Origin of the sequence: Gemmata palustris, from assembly GCF_017939745.1 — a bacterium.
Taxonomy (GTDB): domain Bacteria; phylum Planctomycetota; class Planctomycetia; order Gemmatales; family Gemmataceae; genus Gemmata; species Gemmata palustris.
Genome location: NZ_JAGKQQ010000001.1, coordinates 1238859 through 1260496 on the forward strand (window position 1 = coordinate 1238859; position 21638 = coordinate 1260496).

General features: G+C 64.7%; 16 protein-coding genes and 1 tRNA gene. 11 read left to right on the forward strand and 6 right to left on the reverse strand.

Annotated features, from left to right (window positions below):
- Positions 1-133 precede the first annotated feature (133 nt).
- The 5 genes from J8F10_RS05005 (at position 134) to J8F10_RS05025 (ending at position 5827) form a co-directional block, all read left to right on the forward strand.
- On the forward strand, positions 134-1576 hold the full coding sequence (locus J8F10_RS05005; protein ID WP_210652760.1) for a hypothetical protein: 1443 nt from the start codon (positions 134-136) through the stop codon (positions 1574-1576).
- A gap of 94 nt (positions 1577-1670) precedes the next feature.
- Positions 1671-3962 (forward strand): hypothetical protein, encoded by a 2292-nt coding sequence (locus J8F10_RS05010; RefSeq protein WP_210652761.1) that lies wholly within the window; start codon positions 1671-1673, stop codon positions 3960-3962.
- 82 nt (positions 3963-4044) lie between these two features.
- Positions 4045-4128, forward strand: a tRNA-Leu gene (locus tag J8F10_RS05015).
- A gap of 620 nt (positions 4129-4748) precedes the next feature.
- Positions 4749-5102 carry an ArsR/SmtB family transcription factor gene (locus J8F10_RS05020; RefSeq protein ID WP_210652762.1) on the forward strand — a complete coding sequence of 118 codons (354 nt, stop codon included), beginning with the start codon at positions 4749-4751 and terminating at the stop codon, positions 5100-5102.
- A 56-nt stretch (positions 5103-5158) separates the two neighbouring features.
- On the forward strand, positions 5159-5827 hold the full coding sequence (locus J8F10_RS05025) for a carbonic anhydrase (protein ID WP_210652763.1): 669 nt from the start codon (positions 5159-5161) through the stop codon (positions 5825-5827).
- Between the two features lie 160 nt (positions 5828-5987).
- Here the strand turns inward: J8F10_RS05025 and J8F10_RS40605 are convergent, their stop codons facing one another.
- Together J8F10_RS40605 and J8F10_RS05035 are read right to left on the reverse strand one after the other, a co-directional pair.
- Entirely contained in the window at positions 5988-6380 is a 393-nt protein-coding gene (locus J8F10_RS40605; protein WP_390891093.1) for an IS1/IS1595 family N-terminal zinc-binding domain-containing protein, read from the reverse strand.
- 4 nt (positions 6381-6384) lie between these two features.
- Entirely contained in the window at positions 6385-6717 is a 333-nt protein-coding gene (locus J8F10_RS05035; RefSeq protein ID WP_210652765.1) for a transposase, read from the reverse strand.
- Positions 6718-7337: 620 nt separating this feature from the next.
- Here J8F10_RS05035 and J8F10_RS05040 point away from each other — a divergent pair.
- Complete coding sequence (locus J8F10_RS05040; RefSeq protein ID WP_210652766.1) at positions 7338-8546, forward strand: acyltransferase family protein; 1209 nt, start codon at positions 7338-7340, stop codon at positions 8544-8546.
- A gap of 350 nt (positions 8547-8896) precedes the next feature.
- On the opposite strand, the gene J8F10_RS05045 is transcribed toward J8F10_RS05040, so the two are convergent.
- Positions 8897-10300, reverse strand: a complete 1404-nt coding sequence (locus J8F10_RS05045; protein ID WP_210652767.1) for an amidohydrolase — start codon at positions 10298-10300, stop codon at positions 8897-8899.
- A gap of 141 nt (positions 10301-10441) precedes the next feature.
- On the opposite strand from J8F10_RS05045, the gene J8F10_RS05050 reads away from it, so the two are divergent.
- Positions 10442-10633, forward strand: coding sequence for a hypothetical protein (locus J8F10_RS05050; protein ID WP_210652768.1), 192 nt, complete (start codon positions 10442-10444; stop codon positions 10631-10633).
- A 57-nt stretch (positions 10634-10690) separates the two neighbouring features.
- On the opposite strand, the gene J8F10_RS05055 is transcribed toward J8F10_RS05050, so the two are convergent.
- Positions 10691-11461 carry a metal ABC transporter ATP-binding protein gene (locus tag J8F10_RS05055; RefSeq protein ID WP_210652769.1) on the reverse strand — a complete coding sequence of 257 codons (771 nt, stop codon included), beginning with the start codon at positions 11459-11461 and terminating at the stop codon, positions 10691-10693.
- Positions 11458-12453 (reverse strand): metal ABC transporter substrate-binding protein, encoded by a 996-nt coding sequence (locus J8F10_RS05060; protein WP_210652770.1) that lies wholly within the window; start codon positions 12451-12453, stop codon positions 11458-11460. Before J8F10_RS05060 ends, J8F10_RS05055 begins: the two co-directional genes overlap by 4 nt.
- Before the next feature lie 262 nt (positions 12454-12715).
- Between J8F10_RS05060 and J8F10_RS05065 the strand changes: the two genes are divergently transcribed.
- The 3 genes from J8F10_RS05065 (at position 12716) to J8F10_RS05075 (ending at position 15275) form a co-directional block, all read left to right on the forward strand.
- Positions 12716-12931, forward strand: a complete 216-nt coding sequence (locus J8F10_RS05065; RefSeq protein ID WP_210652771.1) for a hypothetical protein — start codon at positions 12716-12718, stop codon at positions 12929-12931.
- A 109-nt stretch (positions 12932-13040) separates the two neighbouring features.
- Positions 13041-13946, forward strand: coding sequence for a tyrosine recombinase XerC (xerC, locus tag J8F10_RS05070; RefSeq protein WP_210652772.1), 906 nt, complete (start codon positions 13041-13043; stop codon positions 13944-13946).
- A 147-nt stretch (positions 13947-14093) separates the two neighbouring features.
- A complete protein-coding gene (locus J8F10_RS05075; protein ID WP_210652773.1) occupies positions 14094-15275 on the forward strand; it encodes a thioredoxin family protein in 1182 nt (393 codons plus the stop codon).
- Positions 15276-15517: 242 nt separating this feature from the next.
- Here the strand turns inward: J8F10_RS05075 and J8F10_RS05080 are convergent, their stop codons facing one another.
- On the reverse strand, positions 15518-18358 hold the full coding sequence (locus J8F10_RS05080) for a hypothetical protein (protein ID WP_210652774.1): 2841 nt from the start codon (positions 18356-18358) through the stop codon (positions 15518-15520).
- 233 nt (positions 18359-18591) lie between these two features.
- On the opposite strand from J8F10_RS05080, the gene topA reads away from it, so the two are divergent.
- Positions 18592-21558: a type I DNA topoisomerase gene (gene topA, locus J8F10_RS05085; protein ID WP_210652775.1), complete on the forward strand. Its 2967-nt coding sequence runs from the start codon at positions 18592-18594 to the stop codon at positions 21556-21558.
- Positions 21559-21638 lie beyond the last annotated feature (80 nt).

A 21638-nucleotide genomic window follows, 5' to 3' on the forward strand; every position in this document is an offset into this window, starting at 1 on the left:
TTCGCGAAGGAGCCGGGCGCTCCCTTGCAACCCGCCAACCCGCTCGTTAGCCTGAAGAAGTTGCAACCAACGAGAACGCGCTCAGCACCGTTCTAGTCGTAGCCCATCACTACCTCACGGTTCGGGGAAACCGATGACGCTCGCTCGTTACACCGCTTGGACACTGCTCGTTGGCGCCGGGTTCGCGCTCTGGTCCGCCCCCGCGCGCGCCCAGCAGCCCGCTATTCCCGTGCCCGACAGCAGCCTGTCGTCCGTCATCGTGGGGTACCGCGATATTCCCCGCGGCGGAATTACCAACGAAGATCTGAAGGCCGCGCGAGAGAACTTCGCCAAGTTCGCGAAATACTACGCGGACGTAATCGCGCACCCCCTCGTGTACGCGATCCCGCAGGACTTCAAACCTCCCACTCCCACGACCCGGCACCTGGCCATTGACGGGCAGTACGGGCTCTTGCAAGATCTGAGCCGGTTCCTGAAAGAGCCGGGGCCGAGCGATCCGAAGGTCGGGCCGGACCAAGCCGTTTACATCCGCGAACTCGGGGCGGCGCTCGACGCGGAACTGAAGAAATTGATCGAGGGCAGTGACTCGGAACGGAGGATCGTCCGCGTCAACGCGGCGCGCGTCCTGGCCCATGTCTGCAAGGGGGGGGCACCGGCCCACTACGCAACTCTCACGAGCCTGTTGGGGAACGCGAACACTCCGACCGAGGTCAAGTACCACTTGTTCCACGCCGCCGGGAACTTGCTCGCCGCCCACGACCCGAACTGGCTCAACAGCCGCACGCACGTCCGGCAGATCGACGAGCCGAACGTGGTCAGCGCCCTGGTGAAAGTGCTCCAGGACTGCATCAACAACCCGGTCCTACTGTTCGCCGGTTTGCCCGAGAACAAGGTGGAAAAGGCCACCCCGGACCAACTCGCGGTGATCGGGCTCGTGCGCCGACAGGCGATCAAGGCCCTGGCCCAGGTACGTTTTGTGGCCCTGCCCGGGGTTAACGGGGCGCCCCTTTACCCGGCGCACACGCTCGCGCGCGTCGCGCTAAGTGACCCGGCCCTGGTGCCCGCTCCCGGACCGGCCGACGCGGGTGAAGCCGTGATCGGGCTGTGCAACATGGCGCCCGTCGAACTCAAGAACGGGCGCGCGGTCCCCATGAAGTACAACGCGGACGCGGCCGTCGAAGCGATTACCGCGGGGCTCATCACGTTCGCCGAGCCGCGCGCGAGTGATGCGTTCGACCGCCGGCTCCCGTGGCGCTCGTATGGGCTCCGCATCGCAGAGGCGATGCGCAACTGGCGCCCGCTCTTCGACCCCGATTTCGATCCCACGCAGCCGAACAAATTCAACGCCAGCTCGGTACCGCCGGTCGTGGACGATTTGTTCAAAGACGTGGTCCCGAACGTCCTCGCCCCGATGGACAAAGTGGATAGCTCGGGGAAACCCGACATCGGCTCGAAGGTGGACATTGAGGGCCTGCGAAGGCGCCTCTCGGCGATCCGCGAGAACCCGAAGCGCAGTACGACGCTGCTCCCTGACAACAAGCAAACGGCGATCGATTTCGCGCCCGTGAAAAAGTGACGTAACGAGCCGCGCGTTTTGCGTTGCTTGCGGGCGCGCCGCGGGGGAGAATACACATCATTTTGCGGGCCGTACCCGCGTGGAGGGAAATTCGATGAGACGATTCCTGTTGGCCGTTGCGGTGCTCCTCGCCGCAACGACGACGCCCACCTTCGCCGGGTACATCATCATCCGCGTGCTGCTCGAGGGTAGCGGAGCTGGCCCCGGGGGCGACGGCGTTCCCGGCGGCGACGGCGGGCTCGGTACGGGCGGGTTGATGTTGCCCGGTGCCGGCCCTCCGGGCGGTTACATGGGCTCCAAGGGCGGTCCCTCGGCTGGCGGCTACATGGGCTCCAAGGGCGGCCCCTCGGCTGGCCCGCCCGGTGGGATGCCGATGATACCGGGCGGGGGGATGCCGGGTGGGCCACCGGGTTCGGCGAACAAAGGGGGCGTGGTCGAACACGATCCCACGCGCTCGATCGTGGTGGTGATTCCGCTCGAAACCGACATTCTCAGGGGCCGGCTGAACCCGGGGAAGAACCCGGGTCCGAACAACCCCGAGTTCAAAAAGTTCGTCCTCCAGTATTACGGCGCCAAACTGACGGCCAATCTCTTCGTCGATAGCACCAGCATCCAGTTGTACGACGAGTTGCTCAGAACCCCCGCGCCGAGGAAGACGCGCGGCACCGAGATGCGCGACAAGTACGAGGCCTGGACGCGCGGGAAGAGCGACCCGCGGCTCCTCTACGACGCGATGGAACTCGCGCTCCAGTCCGGTTTCATCAAGGAAGCGGTTTCTTATGCGAACGAGCTGGTCGCGGCCGCCGCGGACCAGAAACTCGAGCTCCCGGTGCGCGACGTGAAGCCCTTCGTGGCCGCGTGGGGCGCGATGCAGAAGGCGGTGACCGGTCCCGCGCCCCAGCCGAGCGACGCCGAGGACTGGAAGGCGCGCCTCGACTACCGAAACGTTCGGGTGGTGGACCACTATGCGCTCGTGTACGCGGACAACACCGCCAGTGAGGTGACCCGCCGGGCCACGCAACTGAACGAGAACTTTGCGGCCTTCTACCTCTGGCACGCGACCCGCGGGGTCGTGCTCCCGGTGCCCGAAAAGCCACTCGTCGCGGTACTCGCCCCTCAGGGCGCAGCGCTCCGCGGGCTGCATCACATGCTCGACGGCCTCCCGATGGCCGACGCCTTCTACGCCCCCGATCACAACCTGCTCGTTCTTTCGCCGGAGCGGATGGACGACGTCGGCCAGACCTTCCTGCGCCAGACCCAACAAGTGTTCGCTCAAGGTCTCAACCGCGACCAGCTCCTCGCCGACCAGGTACCCAAACTCGATCACACCGGCGAAAAGGGCAGCCGCCCCGACGACGTGGCCCGCGCGTCCACCCTCGCCGCGGTCGAGAAGCTGGCGATCAACGAAGCCGATATCGCCGCCGTGAGCCGCGAAGGAACGCGCCAGTTGATGTACACTACCGGCGTGTTGCCGAAACACGTTACGCTCCCGTCGTGGCTCACCAACGGCGCCGTGAATTTCTTCACCCGACCGCGCGGACCGGCCTACGTGACGGTCGGTGACAGCGAAAAAATGCACATGCACGTTGCTCTTACAACGGGGTACGGCGTGCCGAATTACGTACTCCATCGCTACTTCCGCGACCTCGCGAGCAAAAAGGAGCTGCCCGCGGACCCGGCGCGGCTCCTGGAGAACGTTCTCGGCGACGTGTACTTCAGTGGCATCAAGGACGGCAACGATCCGGACCCGGCCCCGCCGAAGAAAGCCAAGAAGCCGACCCAACCGGTACAACCGGGGCCGGGCGACGGCGCCGGTCCCGGTCCCGGCCCGATGCGCCCTCCGATCGGTCCCGGTCCCGGTCCGATGCGCCCCGGTTCCCTCGGGAGCGGCTCCAGTGCCGGTCCTCCGGCGATGCCGGGGTTGACCGGCGGGTTCGGCCCTCCGATGGGGGGCGGCTCGGGCGCACTGTCGGCGGATTACGAAGACCCCGCGGTGGCGCTGCGTAAGAAGCAACAGCGACTGGCAATTAAGGCCAACGCGACCTCGTGGGCGCTTTACTACTACCTCGTGAAGTACAAACCCGAGCAACTACGGCAGTACGTCGCGGAACTGAACAAACTCCCCCGCGACCTGCCGATCGACGGCCGGACCGCGTTCGCGGTGTTCGCCCGGGTGTTCAAGCTCTCGACGGCCGACGACGGCTCGGTCGACGCGAAGGAACTGAAGAAGTTCGCTGACGAGTGGCTCACGTACATTAACAGTGTTCCGCTGATCGGCCTCGATGTCCCGCTCGTGGTCGCGGAACCTCCCAAAGCCGCACCGGGGACCGGTCCCGGTGGAATTCCTGGGATGCGTCCACCGGGGGGGCCGGACGGCGACAAATAGCACAGGAGAGCCGAGCGCGGACGCTTGACCTTCCGGCTGCTCTCTTTATGATACCCTCACACCCGCCACGTGTGGGGGTGGCGCCGAGGTGGCGGAATTGGCAGACGCACTAGATTCAGGTTCTAGCGCTCGCAAGGGCGTGGAGGTTCAAGTCCTCTCCTCGGCACTCAAAGAACCACCGGCGAAAGCCGGTGGTTCTTTGCTTTTTACCCACGATTTCAAGCGTTTCCGTCATTTGGCGATGCTCAGATGACTGGTTAACGAATATTACGGCGAGGTCACCAAACAACCCAAAAATCGCACTTCTGGTGACCTCGCACCGAGAGCGCCCCACGGGGCACCTTCTGGGCACGTCGCCAACATTGGCAACCGGGTTGGGTGCGAACTTCCCACAACCGACCCAGCTTCCACGTTCCAGCGCACAACTCGGAGGTGGCGGGGTGGAGAAAGTTAACCTCGCCGACAAACTGGCGCTGTTTTCCGACCACTGGAAACCGAAGGTGGTCGGGGAACCGAACGGACCGCTCGTCAAACTGGTCAAGTTGTAAGCGTTTGTACCGCCGGTGAGGGACCGATAGTCGGGTCGTCTCGCCCAAAGTCAATGCTGTCCAGAATCGGCGGCAGTCCTGCCGGGCGTCCACGGAACGGCGTGCCACTTTGCTCGTGAACTTCGGCCTTTTCCGACGAAGAACAGTGCTTCCTTCCGGTCCCCACGGAGGGCTTGGCGACTGCATTTCGGAGTCGTAACATTCAAATGTTTGAATCTAATCGGGAGACGGGCTGTCCATGCCACACCGCGCGCTCGTGACGAAGGAACTGGCCGTCTTCGTGGGCGTCTTTGCGCACCCGCTCCGCATCCGCATCGTCGAGGAACTGCGGGCCGAGGAGCGGGACGTGAACGCCCTGCAAGCGGCCCTGGGCATCAGCCACTCCGGGGTGTCGCAGCACCTGATGGTGCTCCGCTCGCACCGCCTCGTGTCCGAGCGGCGGGAGGGGCGGCGGGTGTTCTACCGGCTCCGCCAGCCCGACATCGCCGCCTGGCTCATGGACGCCACCCGGTTCCTCGAACACGAATCCGCCGAGGCTGCGGAACTTCGCAAAGCCATCGACGAAACCCGCAAGGCGTGGGCGGCGAAATGACCGGTCGCCGTGAGCGCACCGGGGCGACACCTCTTTCGAGAAAGATGACGAGGGCCATGCAAAAGCTGATTCAGGGCATCCACCAGTTCCAGGGCAAGAGTTTCGTCCCCATGCAAGGGCTGTTCGAGCAGTTGGCGAAGGGCCAGAAGCCCGAAACCCTGTTCATCACCTGCTCCGACTCCCGGATCGACCCCGCCCTGCTGACCCAGGCCAAGCCCGGCGACCTGTTCATCCTCCGCAACGCCGGGAACATCGTTCCGCCTCACGGGGCGGGCAACGGGGGCGAGGCGGCGACCATCGAGTTCGCCGTGGCCGCTCTCGGCGTCAAGGACATCATCATCTGCGGCCACTCGCACTGCGGGGCCATGCACGGGCTGCTGAAACCGGACCAGGTCGCCGCCCTCCCCGCCGTGTCGGCCTGGCTGTCCCACGCCGAGACGACCCGCCGCATCATGCGGGACAACTACGGCCACCTGGAGGGCGAGCGGTTGCTGACCGCCACCGTCGAGGAGAACGTGCTGGTGCAACTCGAGAACCTGCGGACGCTGCCCGCCGTCGGTTCTCGCTTGGTGCGGGGCGACCTGCACCTGCACGGGTGGGTCTACAAGATCGAAACCGGCGAAGTATTTGCCTATGACGTGGAGAGCGCGCAGTTCGTCAAGCTCGCCGAGTACAATCCGCAGATCGAACCGACCGTGCGGCGACGGACCACGAACGTCATCTGAGCGGCCCTCACGAGTAAAGGGATGTGGTGATTACCTGGGGCGACTGGTACGACCCGCTCGCCAAGCCCTCGTGGACCCCGCCCCGGCGACGATCTGCCTGATCTGGACGCCCCTGTACCCGGTCATCCTGACCAGTTTTGGCTTCGTCTTCGTGCAGGCGTTACGGCGTAAATTGCCCCGGCGGTCGCCCTGCCGTTCGCCGTGAACCTCGTCGCCAACACGACGGCCCCGGCCTTTTTGGGGTCGGTCCGGGGTGGTGTGGAGCGCCCTCTCGGTACATCGCGTTGACGAACCCTTGGATCCAGGACCGGGACCGACCGGTGATCCGGGCGATGGCCCGGACCACGACCCGCTCGCCCAGCAACCGGCGCACCAGCGCCCGGTCCGATTCGCCCACCGGACCGTTCTTCGGGGCCGCCACGAATCGCCGGACGCACCCGCGGCACCGGAACGTCGGGGTGCCCGACGCGTTCGCACCGTTCCGCACCACGTGCTCACCGGCGCAACGCGGGCACGGTGGGATCGGGTCCGAACTAGCGGTAACTTCACTCATCCCGTTAGGCCAGGGACGTGCCGTCAGTGGGGCCACTGCCCCGCACCCGGTTCCCCGACGCCAATAGGACGTGTTCGAGGAACGTCTCGTCCCAACGGGCCTTGAGCCGGTTGTTTTGGATGCCGATCTCGGCCGTTGCGTTCTGGAGCATGGCCCGCGCCATCTTGCGCACCACGGACACGTTCTCGGGTGCGTGCCCTTCCCGGAGCCGGTCATCATCTTCACGGAACGCCACGTCCCGAACCCGGTGGCGCGCGTGCTCGGTACCCCGGTGCCGGCGCGGCGCGCACCGGAACATCGTTCCGGACCGGTGCCCGCGGCTGATGTCATAGCGCACCTCTACGGCCGTCCGTCTCGTTCACCTGTCGCCGGCTCACCGCGTACGCCACCGACTTCAAAAGGGTCCACCGGTCGCGTTCCCGGATGGCCTCCCGGTTCGTCCGCACGACGCCGAACCGGAGTTCCCCGCGACCGTGGGAGTGCTCGTCGGTCTGGTGCCCCTCACGCACCGCGAAAGCCGTCTCCAACGCCACTCGAACGGGGGCGGGACATTGTTCAACCCGACCCGCGAATGCGCCCGGGGGGGCACCAGAAACGTGGAGCCGCTGAGCGGTTTTCAGGCTCGGTCGTAAACGAATGAGTATCCGGAAATCGTAGGCAATTGAGTGCGTTTACCCGGCCGCGGCAGTGGGAGCGGTCGAGGGCCAGGCCAAGACGTTGGGCCTGTGGTTGAAGGCGCGGGGGCCGGTGGTGCAAGAAGAACGTCCGTCCGATGGCGAGTCTCGTGTGCGTTCGCAACTCCATCCAGTGGGCGCTTATTGGGCTCTGGCCGCATGCCCCCAGAATTTTTGGATACACCCCAAGATGAATGCCGACCCGCCTCACCTTGACCGATGTAGGTCGTGTGTGAGATGTTCGGAGGCGTGAGCCGGCCGCACCGCGACCCGAGGAGCTCGAGTGAACACGCGCCCGCACGTTCCCTGGCTGAGCCACATGCGGGGGCTGTCGTCCCTGGTGGTTTGCGCCGCCCACACATACAACGCGATGGTCAGCCCGGTCACGGGCCTCGAGTTCACCGGTGACAAGTGGATGGGGGCGCTGTCGTACCTCGCCGTGTACGTGTTCTTCGTCATTTCGGGCTACTCGATCGCCCTTAGTATCCTCAGTAATAAGGACCGCAACGCCGGTCGATTCGCCGCGCGGGAGTTCGCGGCGGACCGGCTCGCGCGCCTCGTGCCGCCCCTCGTCGCGGCCCTGCTCGTCACGGTCGGCGTCTACCTGCTCGTTGTCGGGTTGGCACTGAACGGCGCGGGGAGCTACCAGCTCGGGGGCGAGAAATTTCTGCTGCGCAACAAGGTCGCGCTCGGTTGGAAGGACATCGCCACCCCGCTGGTCTTCCTGCAGACCGTGTGGCTCCCCCACGGCGTCGGGATGAACGGCTCCCTGTGGAGTCTGAGTTTCGAGTTCTGGTTCTACGTGATGGCGGGCCTCTTTACCCTCGTGGCCGTCAACCGCGACCCGCGGGCGGCCCTTCTACTGCTCCTCCTCGGGACCGGCTACTACTACTCGAATGGTACGGGCCGCTTCCACCTCTGGTACCTGCCCGTGTGGTGCGCGGGGTGCCTGATGGCGGTTGGCTACCACCACGAGCGACTGTCGGCCCGGCCGCTCGTTCGCGCGCTGTTGGCCGCCCTCGCCCTCGCGAGCGTGGCGGTTCTGGTCCGCGCCGTCGCGCGGTACGGCGTCACGGTGTTCGACGTGTACCGCCCCGGTGTCCCGACGCCATTGGTCTACGCCGCCCTGTCGGTGGTAATCGCGCTGCTCTGCGGCTCCGCTGCGGTCGGCCGGCTCGGTTTGGGGCGCGTCTTCAACTGGGCGTCGGAGTACAGTTACACCCTCTACGTGGTTCACTTCCCGCTGCTTCTACTCGCCATGTCGCTGTTCCGCCCGGTGACGCACGGCTGGGGCTTCGGCCCGATGCTGGCCGTCGGCACGGGCATCTTTGTCGCGATCAACGCCTTCGCGTACCTGCTGTCGCGCGTCGTGGAAAACCGGCGCACCTTCCGGCCCGTGTTCCAACGGGCGGTTCGAGCGCTCGCACCCGAGCGGCTGTCGGGCGCGGTCACCCGCGCGCTGTTCCGCCGCCTCCGGCACGTGCCCCGGTGACCGTGCCTTACGCCGCCGGAGGCAGTCGGCGGTCGATTCCCTGTTCCAGGTGCCCCCTTCAACTCGCCGAGGCGCCCGGCGGAGGAACTCCGAATTCCCTTCGGCGCCCTGTTTGTGGTGGAGTTCCCGGACCGCGCGGTAGTGCCGCATCGACTCGAGGCACACCGCGCTCGCCCCGACCCCATTGACGCCGGCGTTCACGTGCGCCAGCGAGCCGGCGGGCGGGTGCTGCGACGGATGGCGTCCGGTGAGTACCCAGTGTCCGCGGCCATCCGGTGATGCCGCGGGCCGGCCGACCGGGGCGCCCGCCGAAGGCGCGGGTGGCGGTCCCGTGCGTCATAGGACACCACCTATTTCTCTTTCGGCATCAGGTTCATTGCCGCAAGGCTCATCGTCCGCACACCGGTGCGGATGCTCGGTTCGGGCACGGGGGCGTAAGCGTCCGTGTGCATCCCCGGGAGGATCGGTGCGCCCGGCTTCTGAGCGGCGTCGAACTTTTCCTTGGAGATTGTGCCGAGGAAGTACATGAAGATTGGCGTTTTGCCGTCCGCGAAGCGCCCGAAGTCTTCCGCACCCATCACCGGCTTGCGGTTCCCGCGCACGTTCTCGGCCCCCAGGATTTCGCGGAACACGGCGCCGCACTTCTGCGCCAAGGGCACGTCGTTGTAAGTCGCGGGGGTGAACTCATCCAAACTCACTTTTACTTCCGGCGGCGGGGCGTTCGCGCCGACGGCTGCGGCCTTCGCGATGCGGTCGATCGCCTTTAGCACGCGGTCGCGTGTCGCGTTGGTTGTGGTTCGCACCGTGAGTTGGAGCTTCACTTCGTTCGGAATGATGTTGTGCTTCGTGCCGCCGTGGATCGACCCGACCGTGACCACCACCGGGTCGAGCGGGTCCGTTTCGCGGCTCACGATCGTTTGTAGGTCGAGGATGATTCGCGCCGAAAGGACGATCGGATCAATTGTTACGTGCGGGGCCGCGCCGTGACCGCCTTTTCCCTTCACCAGAATGTCCACGGTGTCGGAGTTGGCCAGCGCGAGCCCTTCGCTGAAGCCGAGCGAGCCGGCCGCGTGCAGCGGGTCAGAGTGTAACGCGAGCGCGTAATCGGGCTTCGGGAACTTGGCGTAAAGCCCCGCGTCGAGCATTTGCTTCGCCCCCGCAACGATTTCTTCGGCGGGTTGGGCGACGAACACCACCGTGCCGCTCCAGCGGTCCTTCATGGACGCGAGCACGCGCGCCGTGCCCGTCCAGCTCGCCATGTGGATGTCGTGACCGCACGCGTGCATCACACCGACTTCGACCCCGTCGCGGTTCTTCGTCTTCACCTTGCTCGCGTAGCTCAAGCCGGTTTGCTCCACGATCGGCAAGCCGTCCATATCGGTGCGGATCAGTACGACTGGGCCGGGGCCGTTCTTCAGCACCGCGACCACGCCGTTCCCGCCGAACTTCTCCGTGACCTCGTAACCCGCTTTCTTCATTTCCTCGGCTAACCGCTTGGAGGTATTTACTTCCATCAGCGACAGTTCCGGGTGCGCGTGGATGTGCTGGTAGAGTGCGACCAAATCCTTGATCTCGCCGTCGAGCTTTTTGTCCACTTCCGCGAGTCGGTCTTTGACCCACTCGGAGGGCGGATTGGGCTGTGCTTTCGCGTCCGGTTGTGCGGGTTTATCGGCGACCGCCGGGTGCAGCCCCGCACCGGAAATAGCGAGGGTGACGGTTAGAACTGCGAGTGCGGAAAGTCGGCGGGTCTGCATGATCGGACCTTTCGCGATGAGAGCGTAATTGTGTGTAGCAAGTGCGCAAAAGGAGAGGATTCGGGCGTCAGAAGTCACTTGGCGGACGTACACTAAAGTAGGCACCTTCGTACCGATTTACCCACCACAGGAGCAACACCTATGTCTGCCAAGACATTGACGGTACAGCAGCGGAAGTCCATTTTCCACGCGCTGGTTGAAGTGCAAGATACGCGGACCGTGACGATCGCGGACTCCAAGAAGGAGATCGCGTCGCGGTATCATATCACGAAAGAACAAGTGGAACTAATTGAGCGGGAAGGACTTGCGAAAGATTGGCCGCCGCTGGCGTGATCGAGTGTGTGGGTCCGAGGTTCACGCGGACCCAGCCGTGAGAGAGCGAAAGGCAGATCACGTCCCGAAGCGGTGCGGGAACATGTGGATTTCCGCACCGAACACCAGCGACATATTGATGGGCGTGAGAATTTCGTTCGGCGATCCCTGACACTGGATCGCGCCGCTGCGGAGACACAGGACTTCGTGGGCGTAAGTCTGCACCATGTTCAAATCGTGCGACACGAGTAGAACCGTTACCCCCATTTCGCGATTGATGGTCGCGATCAGCTCGTAAAACTTCTTTTGATCTTTGAAATCGATCCCGGCCGCGGGTTCATCGAGTAACAGCAGTTCCGGCTGTGGTTCGAGCGCCAGTGCGAGTAAGACACGCTGTAACTGGCCGCCCGATAACCCTTCGACGGGCACATCCAAGCAATTCGCCACCTCGACGCGCTCCAACATTTCCCGGCTCTTGGCCGCGACCTTTTTGGAAATGCCGAAGAAGAGTGGGCGTCGGGAGAGCGTGAGCGCAAGGAAATCGCTCACCGTCAGCGGTAAGCGGGCGTCGAGCGTGAGGCGCTGGGGAACGTACCCGATCGCCTCCGGGTACGGTTGCGAGTGGTCGTGCCCGCAGTGGAACTTGATCGTCCCCTTGTGCGGGTACTCGTTGACCAGCGCGCGGAGCAGGGTGGTCTTCCCGGACCCGTTCAGGCCGATCAGCGCGGTAATGGACCCGCGCGCGATGTTGGCCGTCACGCCGCGCAAGATCGGTTTGCCGCCCAATTCCACGCGCAAATCGCTGAGAGACACGAGGGGTCGCGCGACAACTGGAAGAGCCAGGCTCATTTCAACTTCTCGGCGAGTTTGTCGATGTTCTCCCGCATCTTCTTCTCGTACCAGTCCGCGGTCAGGTCTTCGGGCCGCACCGTTTCGAGGGGGTCGAACTCAACGAGTTCGGGGTCTTTCACGCCCTTCGCGACGAGTTCCTTGCGCAGCGCTTCGCCGGAGGTGCTCGTGGAGTATTGGGGTTCGGTCGCGATCACGCGAACCGGGGCGTCCTTGTTGGTGCAGATCTTGATGAGTTCCTTCATCTCCTTTGCGTCCGGCTCTTGACCGGGGTTCTTCGTCAGCACGCCCTTCACTTTGACCTTGTACGTCTTCTCGAAGTACGCGAGCGAGTCGTGGAAGGAGACGATCCTGCGGTCCTGCTTGTCCTTGAGCTTGTCCAACCCGTAGGTCTTGAGCGCGTTGAGTTTCGTGATGTAGGCCGCGGCGCGCGATTCGTAGCCCGCAGCGTGGGCCGGGTCCGCGGCCTTCAGTTCATCGCGAATGATGTTGACCAGCATCGCGGCGTGGTCGGGGCTGAGCCACACGTGCGGATCGATGCCGTGTTCGTGCTCGCCTTCGTGGTGCTCGTCGTGGGTGCAGCGGCCCTCGCAGAGACAGTCCTTATCGAGCTTTTCGCCGAGTTCGACGACCTTGAGTTTGCTGTTCCCGGAGCCGCCCTTCATCTTCTCGGCCTTTTTCTCGTCGAGGCCCAAACCGACGACGAAGAAGATGTCCGCTTTGCTGATGAGCTTCACATCCGCTTCGGTCGGGTCGAAGTCGTGTGGCCCCTTGGACGTCATCAGGTTCTTGACGACCGCGTCGTCGCCCGCGACGTTCACGGCGAAGCAGTATAGCGGCGCGAACGAGACGACAACTTTCGGTCCCGGGTGGTCGGGCCAGGTCGCGCTGTTCGGGTCCGTCGTGCCTTTGCAGCCGAAAATGAGCAGCGGAATCGCGGTGACGACCGCGCCCACGAACACCGCTTTGAGCCAGAGCTGTCCGCTGTTCATGAGTAGCACTCCCTCGGAGTGGGTAGGGATAACATCGTAATACCAAAGCCATTCTACCGCGGACCCGGTTTGAAGACAAGAGACTGTGACTGTGGAAACGCGCACCGCGCTCGTTCCGCGCGGTACCGTCCGGGTACGTGGGTTGTGCCGGTGTTATGGAGCGACTGCGCAGTGCGGGAGCCCCTGTGGAATTTTGGTTGAAGTGAGTGTTCCCGCCGCGCCGATGGACCGTATGTGCCATCGACCGCGCCGGGAGTGTCGCGTGACGCAAGAGCTCAATGTTCTCGCTCTGATCAAGGGCTCCGAGCGGTTCATCTTCGTCTACGACGACGACAGTAAGTCCGCGCTCATTGATGACATCCGCGACAAAGCGGCCGACCCCGCGGTGGCGCTGAACTGGTTCGACGCCTCCGTGCTGACGGAGCGCGTTCGCAACCCGGAAGCCCAACCGGACCCGGCCGACCTGCTCGGCGGGTGACGACCCCGGTGCGTTTCGTTGTTGGAGCACGGCGGCCCCGACCGGACAATCTCACCACGAGTCGCAACGGACCTTGCGGCGCGGGTGCTCGCCCGGACGGGACGCTCTCTTGACGCTCGAAGTCGGTCTCGCCGAGTTCCTCACGCACCTCGGTCTGGAAAAGAACGCTTCCGACAAGACGGTGAAGTCGTACCGTGAGGATCTCACGCAGGCGCTCGTCTTCGCACGCGACCACCTCAAGAAGACCCAAATCAACCCCGTCGACTGGACCACGCGACTGGTCCGGGCGTTCGTTTCGTGGCTGCACGAGCAGGGGTACGCGAAGAGCACCGTGGCCCGGCGCCTCGCGGCCGTGCGCTCGTTCGGCAAGTACCTGTGTCGTCAGGGTATTTTGGAATCGAACCCGGCCCAGGCCCTGCGCGGGCCCCGACAGGACAAGAAGCTCCCGCACTTCTTGACTCTTGCGGATGTTCAAAAGTTGTTGGTCGCGCCCGGGGACACCGATTGGGCCGGGCGGCGCGATCGTGCCATGTTGGAGACGCTCTACGCTTCGGGGATTCGCGTTTCCGAGCTGGTCGGGCTCGACCTTTTGAGCGTCGACCTGAACGATGGGATCATCACGGTTCGGGGCAAGGGTAAGAAAGAGCGGCTCGCCTTATTGGGGCCGGACGCGACGAAGGCGATTTCGCGGTGGCTCGAAGACCGCACGGCCCTGCTCAACCGAACCGGCAAAGACACACAAGCGGTGTTCCTGAACAACAAGGGCGGCCGGCTCACGACTCGCAGCGTCGGCCGGCTGCTCGAGAAACACTTGAAGACCGCGGGGCTCGACCCGCGGACCAGTCCGCACACGTTGAGACACAGCTTCGCGACGCACATGTTGGACGCCGGGGCCGACATTCGCGGGGTTCAAGAACTGCTCGGGCACAAGAGCCTGGCGACGACACAAGTTTACACACACGTTACTACGCAGCGACTCCAGAAGAGCTACCAGAAGGCCCACCCGCGGTCGTGAGGGCGGGGGCACCCTTCGGTTTCCGTTTAGCGCCGGTCCTTTTAACGATGCTGCGCCCGGGGTGAGGGGGCGCACCGGGGCAGTACCGAACTGGGTTCGGCGCTAAGTTGTTCGCGTTCGTGTCGATTGGCACCAGGGGTTTGCTTCATGAATAGTCCCGCTTCACGTCTGTGCGCCCTCTTTCCGCTCGTGACCGCCGCCGCGCTTTGGCACGCGCACCCCGCCGTCGCGCAGCCCGCGCGCCCGGCGGCTCCGGCCCAGGTCGCGTGGAGAACCGACTACAACACGGCCCGCAAGGAAGCGCAAGACAAGGGACTGCCGCTGCTCGTTGTCGTCGGTACCGAGGACTGCTTCTACTGCCGCAAACTCGAGGCCGGGCCGCTCAAAGACCCGGCGCTGACGCCGCTCCTCGCCTCGGGCTTCGTTCCGCTGAAGCTCGACGCACGGAACGCTCCCGAACTGGCGAAGGCACTGAAGGTGCAAATGTACCCCACGACCGTGCTCGCGGGGCCGGACGGGAAGATCCACGCCTTCATTGAGGGCTACATCGAGACCGAGCGCCTCGCCGAGCAGATGAAGCGCACCGTGACCGCGGTCACCACCACGGACTGGGCCGCGCGCGACTTCAACGAGGCGTCGAAGGCACTGGCCGTCAGCGACTACCCGCGTGCTGTTTCGCTCTTGAAGGGCATCTCGAAGGACGCCGGGGACAAGCCCGTCGGGGTGAAGGCGAAGCAAATTCTGGGCGACGTGGAGAAGGTCGCGGCCGGGAAACTGGCGCAAGCGAAGCAACTCGAACAGCGCGGCCAGACCCAGGACGCGATGGACGCGCTCGCGGACGCGGTTCGCACCTACGCCGGTACGCAAGCCGCTTCGGACGCGGCGGCGACCCTCGCGGGGCTCACCGATCGCCCGGAAGTGCTCCAACAGCGCCGGTTGCGGGTCGCGCGCGACATGCTCGCGGTGGCCCGCGACGACTTCCGCGCCGGGCGCCTGTACGACTGCATGCAGAAGTGCGAGCAGGTCGCGAGCGCTTACTCCGAACTGCCCGAAGCCAAGGACGCGACCGCGCTACTCACCGACATCCGGGGCAATCCGGAGCGGCTCGCGAAGGCGTGCGACCAGATGAACGACCGCACCGCCGCGATGTACCTGGCTCTGGCGGATTCGTGGTCGAAAAAGGGCCAGGATGTGGAAGCGGCGTCCTGTTTGAAGAAGGTGATGGCACTGTGCCCGAACACGCGGCACGCGGACCTCGCCCAATCCGAGCTAACGAGACTCCAGAGCAAGACGAACCCCGCGGTCCCGGCGGGACTGGTTCGGCCTTGATTCGTGGTTCGGTAGTTTTGTAGGGTGGGTCAAGGCTTTGCACAGGCCCACCACGTCGTGCGAAGACCATCCACGAATCACGGCGCTGGGGCCGTTCGCCGCCGAAGACGGGCTGGTGGGCCTGCGCAAAGCCTTGACCCACCCTACAAAAAAGACAGGGGCGGCACTGACAGGAATGTCAGTGCCGCCCCTGTGCCATCACCTCAACGGCTCGGCCGGAAGCACAATCGCGCTCGCCGCTATCAATCTCGCCCGCCGGACTTCGCGTTCTCGTCCAGCCGCTTCTTCTGCTCTTCCGTCTCGACGTACCGGAACTCTTTCTTCAGCAACTCGACCACCGACTGGTGCGACTTGCGGTAGGCCTCTTCCATGTAGTTACCCAGGACATCGCGGGCCGGGGCGCCGGGCGAGTACACGCTGCGCTTGAAGTCGTCGGCCGACTTCAGATCGCGCCGGATGAGCGTGGCAACGTAGTACGTGTCCTTCGGGCCGTCGGCGAACACGACCACCGTCTTGGCGGGCTTGTCGCGGTTGTCGATCAGGGCGTTCACCATCTCCATCGTGGGGTACGGGATGTTCGCCGACTCCGTGAGGGTGAACGGCTGAACGCGCCCCATCGGGTTGAAGCCCTGTTGGAACATCCGCTGGAGAACTTCGGGGCTGAGGCTGGCGATGTCGACCGGGGCGAGCGGGCACACGTCGTTGAGCGTGAACTTCTTCACCCGGCGGAACGCCTTCTCGTTGGAGAACGGGATCTCCTTCTGCAGCGCGAACACCTGTTCGTCCACGGTCTGCGAGACCAGCACCGCGTCGCTCTTGGAGCTGTTGCGGATCGCCTCGGCCATCGCGTTGGCGCGCTGGCTGGCCAGTTCGCGCGCCTTGAGCTGCTTCCACGCGGCCCGCACCGTGTCCCGCGCGGTAATCGCGTTGGTCTTCTTCGCCGGCACCTCTTCGGTCACCCAGTAGATGTAGTTCGGGCGACCCTCCTCGCGCGCTTGCGGGAGGTCTTCCGGGTACGAGTGCGCGACGTAGACGCCCGCCGTCGGGACGCGCCGCGGGCTCTGGCTGCTCCGGTCGACGGTCCAGAAGAAGCTGCGGCCGAACGGCACGTACTTGTTGCCGCCGTGGGCGCCGCGTGCGCCCATGAGCCCTTCCTTTTGGGCCTCCACGAGCGGGAACAGCCCGGGGTCTTCTTCCAGCGTCCACTCGTCGCGGGCCGCAGTGGAGGAGCCGAACTGAACACCCTGTTTCGTCAGCCCGCGGGCCTCGCGGAACTCCTTCACGTACTTCTCGATCGCGGCCTTGTCTTTCGGCTTGCCCTTGTCGGACAGCTTTTCCATTTCCTCAATGAACCGCGTCAGGTCGCCCTTCTCGGTCGACGAGGTCGGATCGATGAAATTGGTGCGGCTGCCGGTGAGGAGCGCCTTCGTCCGTTCTTTGATCGCGATCTTCATCAGTTCCGGGCGCATGGCTTGCACCGACAGCGGCTTCGGTGCGGCCAGTTCCGCGCTCGCGGCGGCGCCGATGCTGGTCTGGAGGAAGCCCGGGCCGGGGATCGCGCCGAACAGCGGGAGCCCGACCTTGATGCGGTCGCGGATCTCGTAGGCGATCGGCGCCCCCATCGCGATTGATGCGCCGACGGCCGGGTGACCGAACGGGGCCGACTGGCCCGCCATCCCACCGAGTAGTGCCGCGAGTGTGCCCGGGCGCACCGCGCTCGTCGGCATCAGGTCGCGGGTAAACAAGACGCCGCTGGCGTACTCGTTCCGGAGCTGGCGCTTGAAATCGGACTCGTACTGGCTGTACGCGGCGTCAACGGCCGGTTCCTTGAGCACCAGCGGCGCGGTCGCGGCCATCGCCCACCCGCCGCCGGCGCCCGGCAGCGGCACGGCCGTCATCCCGGACGCCTTCGCCAGCACCTCGCCGACCTTCAACTGTTCGGTCGCGAGCTTTTCGTAGTACGGCTCCGAGCCGGTGATCGCGAGCCAACTGATCGCGAGTTTGCGTGGCTCCTTGAAGCCGAACGACTCCCGGGCCGGGTTCGGTTCGCTGTCCTGGTAGTTCTTGTACAGTTCATTGAGTTCCGCGTCGGTCGGCTCGGCCTTCACTTTGTCGAGGAACGCTAGCGCGGGCACCGCGACCAGTTCGTAAGTCGCCGGGCTGCACTGCTGCCGGTAGTACTCGAACATTTCGTAGGGGGTGCTGAAGACCGGCGCGGCGATGGGTTGGAACTTCGCCTGCGGACCGAGCACGGCGACCTGGGCGGCACGCACCTTGAACTCGGTCACGAGCGCGTCCAGGCAGGCTTCCATGTTGAAGCCCTCCTGCTCGCGCAACCGCTTACTGACCTCGACATCGGAGCGCGGGGTCCAGAAATTATAAAGCTCGCGGTTCAGCAGGATCTTCGCGTCTTCCTTTGTGAAGTTGATGCCGAGCTGTTCGGCCTTCTTCTCCCACAACAGGAACTCGATGGTGTCGCGGCTCGTGCGGTTCGGCGCGTTGACGAAGAAGTGTGCGCCGTCCGCGGCGAGCCGGTGCCGCTGGAGCCCGAGCAGCGCCTGGAACGCGCGGGCGGCGTCCTTGTCCTCGCTCTTAATATTGGGGGCATTGGAGCCGATGACGAACGCGACCAAGTCCTCGGCCTCGCGGATCGTCTGCCGCGGCGTTTTGTTCCCGAACAGCGGGGTGTCGAGCATCTGCGGGTTGCCGCGGCTCAGGTTCAGGTACAGTTCGGCCTGGCTCGCTTGCTGGGCCATTGTTCGGCCGTCGTCGCTCAGCTTGCTCTGCTGCTGGTTCGCGTACTCCTTCACGGTCCGCCCGGTTTCGTCCGCGGCATACGTCATGAAGGTGTTCGCCATCACGCGGGCGCGGCGAACCCGAACCAGTTCACTGTCCTTGATCGTGGTGCCGTCGAGCTTGCAAGCGGCGTCGCCCCGGCCGCGCGCCCCGAGCCACTTCGTCGCGCGCTCGAAGAAGTCGTTGGCGCCGAACGACAGTGTAAACATGATCATGATGAAGACGGTCAGCACCGCGAACAGCGCCTTTTGGTTCCGCCGGAAAATATTGAACGGATTGTAGGCCATTACTATTCCTCACTTTGCGGCGACCAGTTGGGCGCCGGCGGAAGGCCGGGGGGTTGACAGCCTTCGTAGCACTGTACTAAGGGTGATGGGCGCTTTCGGCCCTCGCCTTTATTCGACCGGTCCACCGATTGTAGTGATTGTCCAGTACGGAACAATTGGAAACGAGTCCACAGTTCGCCCCTCTAATAAGGGGTGATTATCGCCCGCGACATCCGTTGATGGAGTAACCGAGAGTGCCGACCCCCAAGAAAAACGCGGCCGCCGATAAGCCCGCTGCGGCCAAGAAGCCCCGCGCGAAAAAGGCCCCCGCAAAGAGCCCGGCCCCGGACACTCCCGATGCGCCCGCGGCACCGAGTGGTCCGCGCGGCAACTACGACCTAGTCGTGGTCGAATCGCCCGCGAAGGCGAAGACGATCAACAAGTACCTCGGGCCGAACTTCCGGGTGCTGGCGAGTTACGGCCACGTCCGCGACCTCGACACGAAGAAGAAGAAGGGCGAGGACATCGCGGGCATTGATATCACCAACGGGTGGAAGCTCCGCTACACGGTGGACGACGGCAGCAAGGACGCGGCCCGCGGCGGGCGCAAGTTTCGGTCCGCAAAGGACATCCTCGCCGAGATCGGGCGCGAAGCGGCGCGGGCCAACAACGTCTACCTGGCGAGCGACCCGGACCGCGAGGGCGAGTCGATCGCGTGGCACATCGCCGACGAACTGAAGCTGCCCGACGAGCGCACGTTCCGCATCCGGTTCAACGAAATCACCAAGAACGCGGTGACCGCGGCGCTCTCGGGCGCGGAGAAAATTAACGACCTGCGCGTCGCGGCACAAGAAGCGCGCCGGGCGATGGACCGCGTCGTGGGGTTCCCGCTGTCGAACCTCCTCGGCAAGAAGGTCGCGAACAAGCTGAGCGCGGGCCGCGTGCAGTCGGTCGCGGTCAAATTGATCGTGGACCGCGAGCGCGAGATCGAAGCCTTCAAGACCGAAGAATACTGGAAGATCACCGCGCTTCTTGCGGCGCCGGGCGTCCACGTCGCGTGGACCTCGGACCCTGCGAAGTCCAAAATCTTCGCGAAGAAGAAGACCGAAGTCGCGAAGCCGGTCGCGTGGCACAAACCGAGCGAAGAAGACACGCAGGGCGACCCGGACGAACCGGTTGTTGACACCGAAACCAGTGACGCACCGCCCGAACCCGGCGAGGGGGGCGAAGCTCCCGCAACGCCCGTAGCGGACGGCAGCAGCATCCCCACGCCGCCGACGGACTCGTTCCTCGCAAACTTAGTGAAGTGGGACAACGCAGACCCGAAACTCACGAACGAAACCGAAGCGGACGTGGTGGTTGCGTCGCTCGCCGGGGTGCCGTTCGTTGTCACGCGAGTGGAGCAAAAGGACCGGCTCGACCGGCCGCTCGCGCCGTTCACCACTAGCACGCTCCAACAGCAGGCCAACGCCCGGATGAAGTTCAGTGCCAGTCGCACGATGCAGACGGCGCAGAAGCTGTACGAAGGTATCGAACTGTCGGGCATGGGTCAGACGGCGCTCATCACCTACATGCGTACCGACAGCACGCGGGTCTCGAACGACGCGCTCGCGACGGTGCGCGATTTCATCAAGGCGGACGCGCGTCTCGGTGCGAACTATCTACCTGCTGCACCAAACACTTACGCTTCCAACAAGGGCGCGCAGGAGGGCCACGAAGCGATCCGCCCAACGGACGTGACCATCACCCCGGCTCGGGCGCAAGCGGCGGGCTTGGGCGGCGACCAACTCCGGCTCTACGAACTGATCTGGAAGCGGTTCGTCGCGAGCCAGTGCGTGCCGGCGAAACTCAAGGTGACGACCTACGACATCACCGCGGGCCGCGGGCTGTTCCGGGCCAGCGGGCGCGTGATCGCGTTCGACGGGTACCGCCGGGTGCTCCCGCCGGTCGGCAAGCAAGAAGACGCGGAACTCCCGCCGGTGAAGGAAAAGGACGTGCTGAACCGGCTCGACTTGTTCGAGAGCCAGCACTTCACGCAGCCGCCGCCGCGCTTCAACGAAGGCTCGCTCGTGAAGTCGCTCGAAAAGGAAGGCATCGGCCGACCGAGTACGTATGCGAGCATCATCAGCACGATCCAGAAGCGCGGGTACGTTACGCAGGACCGCGGGCGGTTCTTCGCCACCGAGATCGGGAAGGTGGTGACGGACCTTCTGGTGAAGCACTTCCCGGACATTATGGACCTGAAGTTCACCAGCCACTTCGAGGACGAACTCGACGAGATCGAGACCGGGAAGTTCAAGTACCGGGACGTCCTCGACGAGTTCTGGGGGAAGTTCTCACCGACGCTGAAGAAGGCCGACACCGAGATGCCGGTGGCCCGCGAGCTGACCGGCGAAATGTGCCCGAAGTGCGGCAAACCGCTGCAGAAGCGCTACAGCGCGACGACCGGCGGGTTCTTCGTCGGCTGCACCGGCTACAGCGACGATCCGGCGTGTAAGTACATTCAACCGCGCCCGGGTGAGACCGAGCGCGAGGGGCCGATGACCACGGACATTCCGTGCCCCGCGTGCGGCAAGTTCATGGTCCGCAAGGTCGGGCGGTTCGGCGTGTTCTACACGTGCGAGGGGGCGCCGGAGTGCCCCACGACGATGAACGAAAACGCGGAAGGCGTCCGCACCGTCACCGCGCTCCCGACGAAGCACAAGTGCCCGAAGTGCGAAAAACACAACCTGCTTTTGAAGGAGAGCAAGGTCGGCAAGAAGTACGTCCAGTGCCCGGACCCGAAGTGCAAGTTCATCTCGGACGCGGACGCGGACGGCGCCCCGGTGAAGCCCGCGGACACCGGGATCGCGTGCGAGAAGTGCGGTAGTCCGATGGTCATTAAGGTCGCGTGGCGCGGGCCGTTCCTCTCGTGCAGCGGGTTCCCGAAGTGCCGCAACGCGAAGTCGATCAACGCCGAACTGAAGGAGAAGCTGAAGGACATCCTCCCGCCGATGCCGGAGAAGAGCGAGAAGAAGAAGGAAGAAATGCCGGCGGTGGAGATCAGCGACACGTGCCCGGAGTGCGGCGCGGCGATGAAGCTGATGAAGTCGCGCTTCGGCCCGGGGTACTACCTCGGGTGCTCGAAGTACCCGAAGTGCAAGGGCAAGGGCAAGATGACGCCCGAACTCCAGGCGAAGATCGATGCCGCGACTGCCGCCGCAGCACAGGCGCCGGCGTAGGTCGAAAGGCAACTTACCCCCTCCCTAAAGGGAAGGGAGAAAAGGCCATTTAGTGAGCGAGTTCGTGCAAGGATTGTAGA

What these genes read in the sequence shown, in the direction of transcription:
- J8F10_RS05055 (WP_210652769.1), bottom strand. Translation starts at nt 11,461, where the DNA reads ATGAGCCTGGCTCTTCCAGTTGTCGCGCGACCCCTCGTGTCTCTCAGC.
- J8F10_RS05050 (WP_210652768.1), top strand. Translation starts at nt 10,442, where the DNA reads ATGTCTGCCAAGACATTGACGGTACAGCAGCGGAAGTCCATTTTCCAC.
- J8F10_RS05060 (WP_210652770.1), bottom strand. Translation starts at nt 12,453, where the DNA reads ATGAACAGCGGACAGCTCTGGCTCAAAGCGGTGTTCGTGGGCGCGGTC.
- J8F10_RS05045 (WP_210652767.1), bottom strand. Translation starts at nt 10,300, where the DNA reads ATGCAGACCCGCCGACTTTCCGCACTCGCAGTTCTAACCGTCACCCTC.
- J8F10_RS05010 (WP_210652761.1), top strand. Translation starts at nt 1,671, where the DNA reads ATGAGACGATTCCTGTTGGCCGTTGCGGTGCTCCTCGCCGCAACGACG.
- J8F10_RS05080 (WP_210652774.1), bottom strand. Translation starts at nt 18,358, where the DNA reads ATGGCCTACAATCCGTTCAATATTTTCCGGCGGAACCAAAAGGCGCTG.
- J8F10_RS05005 (WP_210652760.1), top strand. Translation starts at nt 134, where the DNA reads ATGACGCTCGCTCGTTACACCGCTTGGACACTGCTCGTTGGCGCCGGG.
- J8F10_RS05020 (WP_210652762.1), top strand. Translation starts at nt 4,749, where the DNA reads ATGCCACACCGCGCGCTCGTGACGAAGGAACTGGCCGTCTTCGTGGGC.
- J8F10_RS40605 (WP_390891093.1), bottom strand. Translation starts at nt 6,380, where the DNA reads ATGAGTGAAGTTACCGCTAGTTCGGACCCGATCCCACCGTGCCCGCGT.
- J8F10_RS05025 (WP_210652763.1), top strand. Translation starts at nt 5,159, where the DNA reads ATGCAAAAGCTGATTCAGGGCATCCACCAGTTCCAGGGCAAGAGTTTC.
- J8F10_RS05075 (WP_210652773.1), top strand. Translation starts at nt 14,094, where the DNA reads ATGAATAGTCCCGCTTCACGTCTGTGCGCCCTCTTTCCGCTCGTGACC.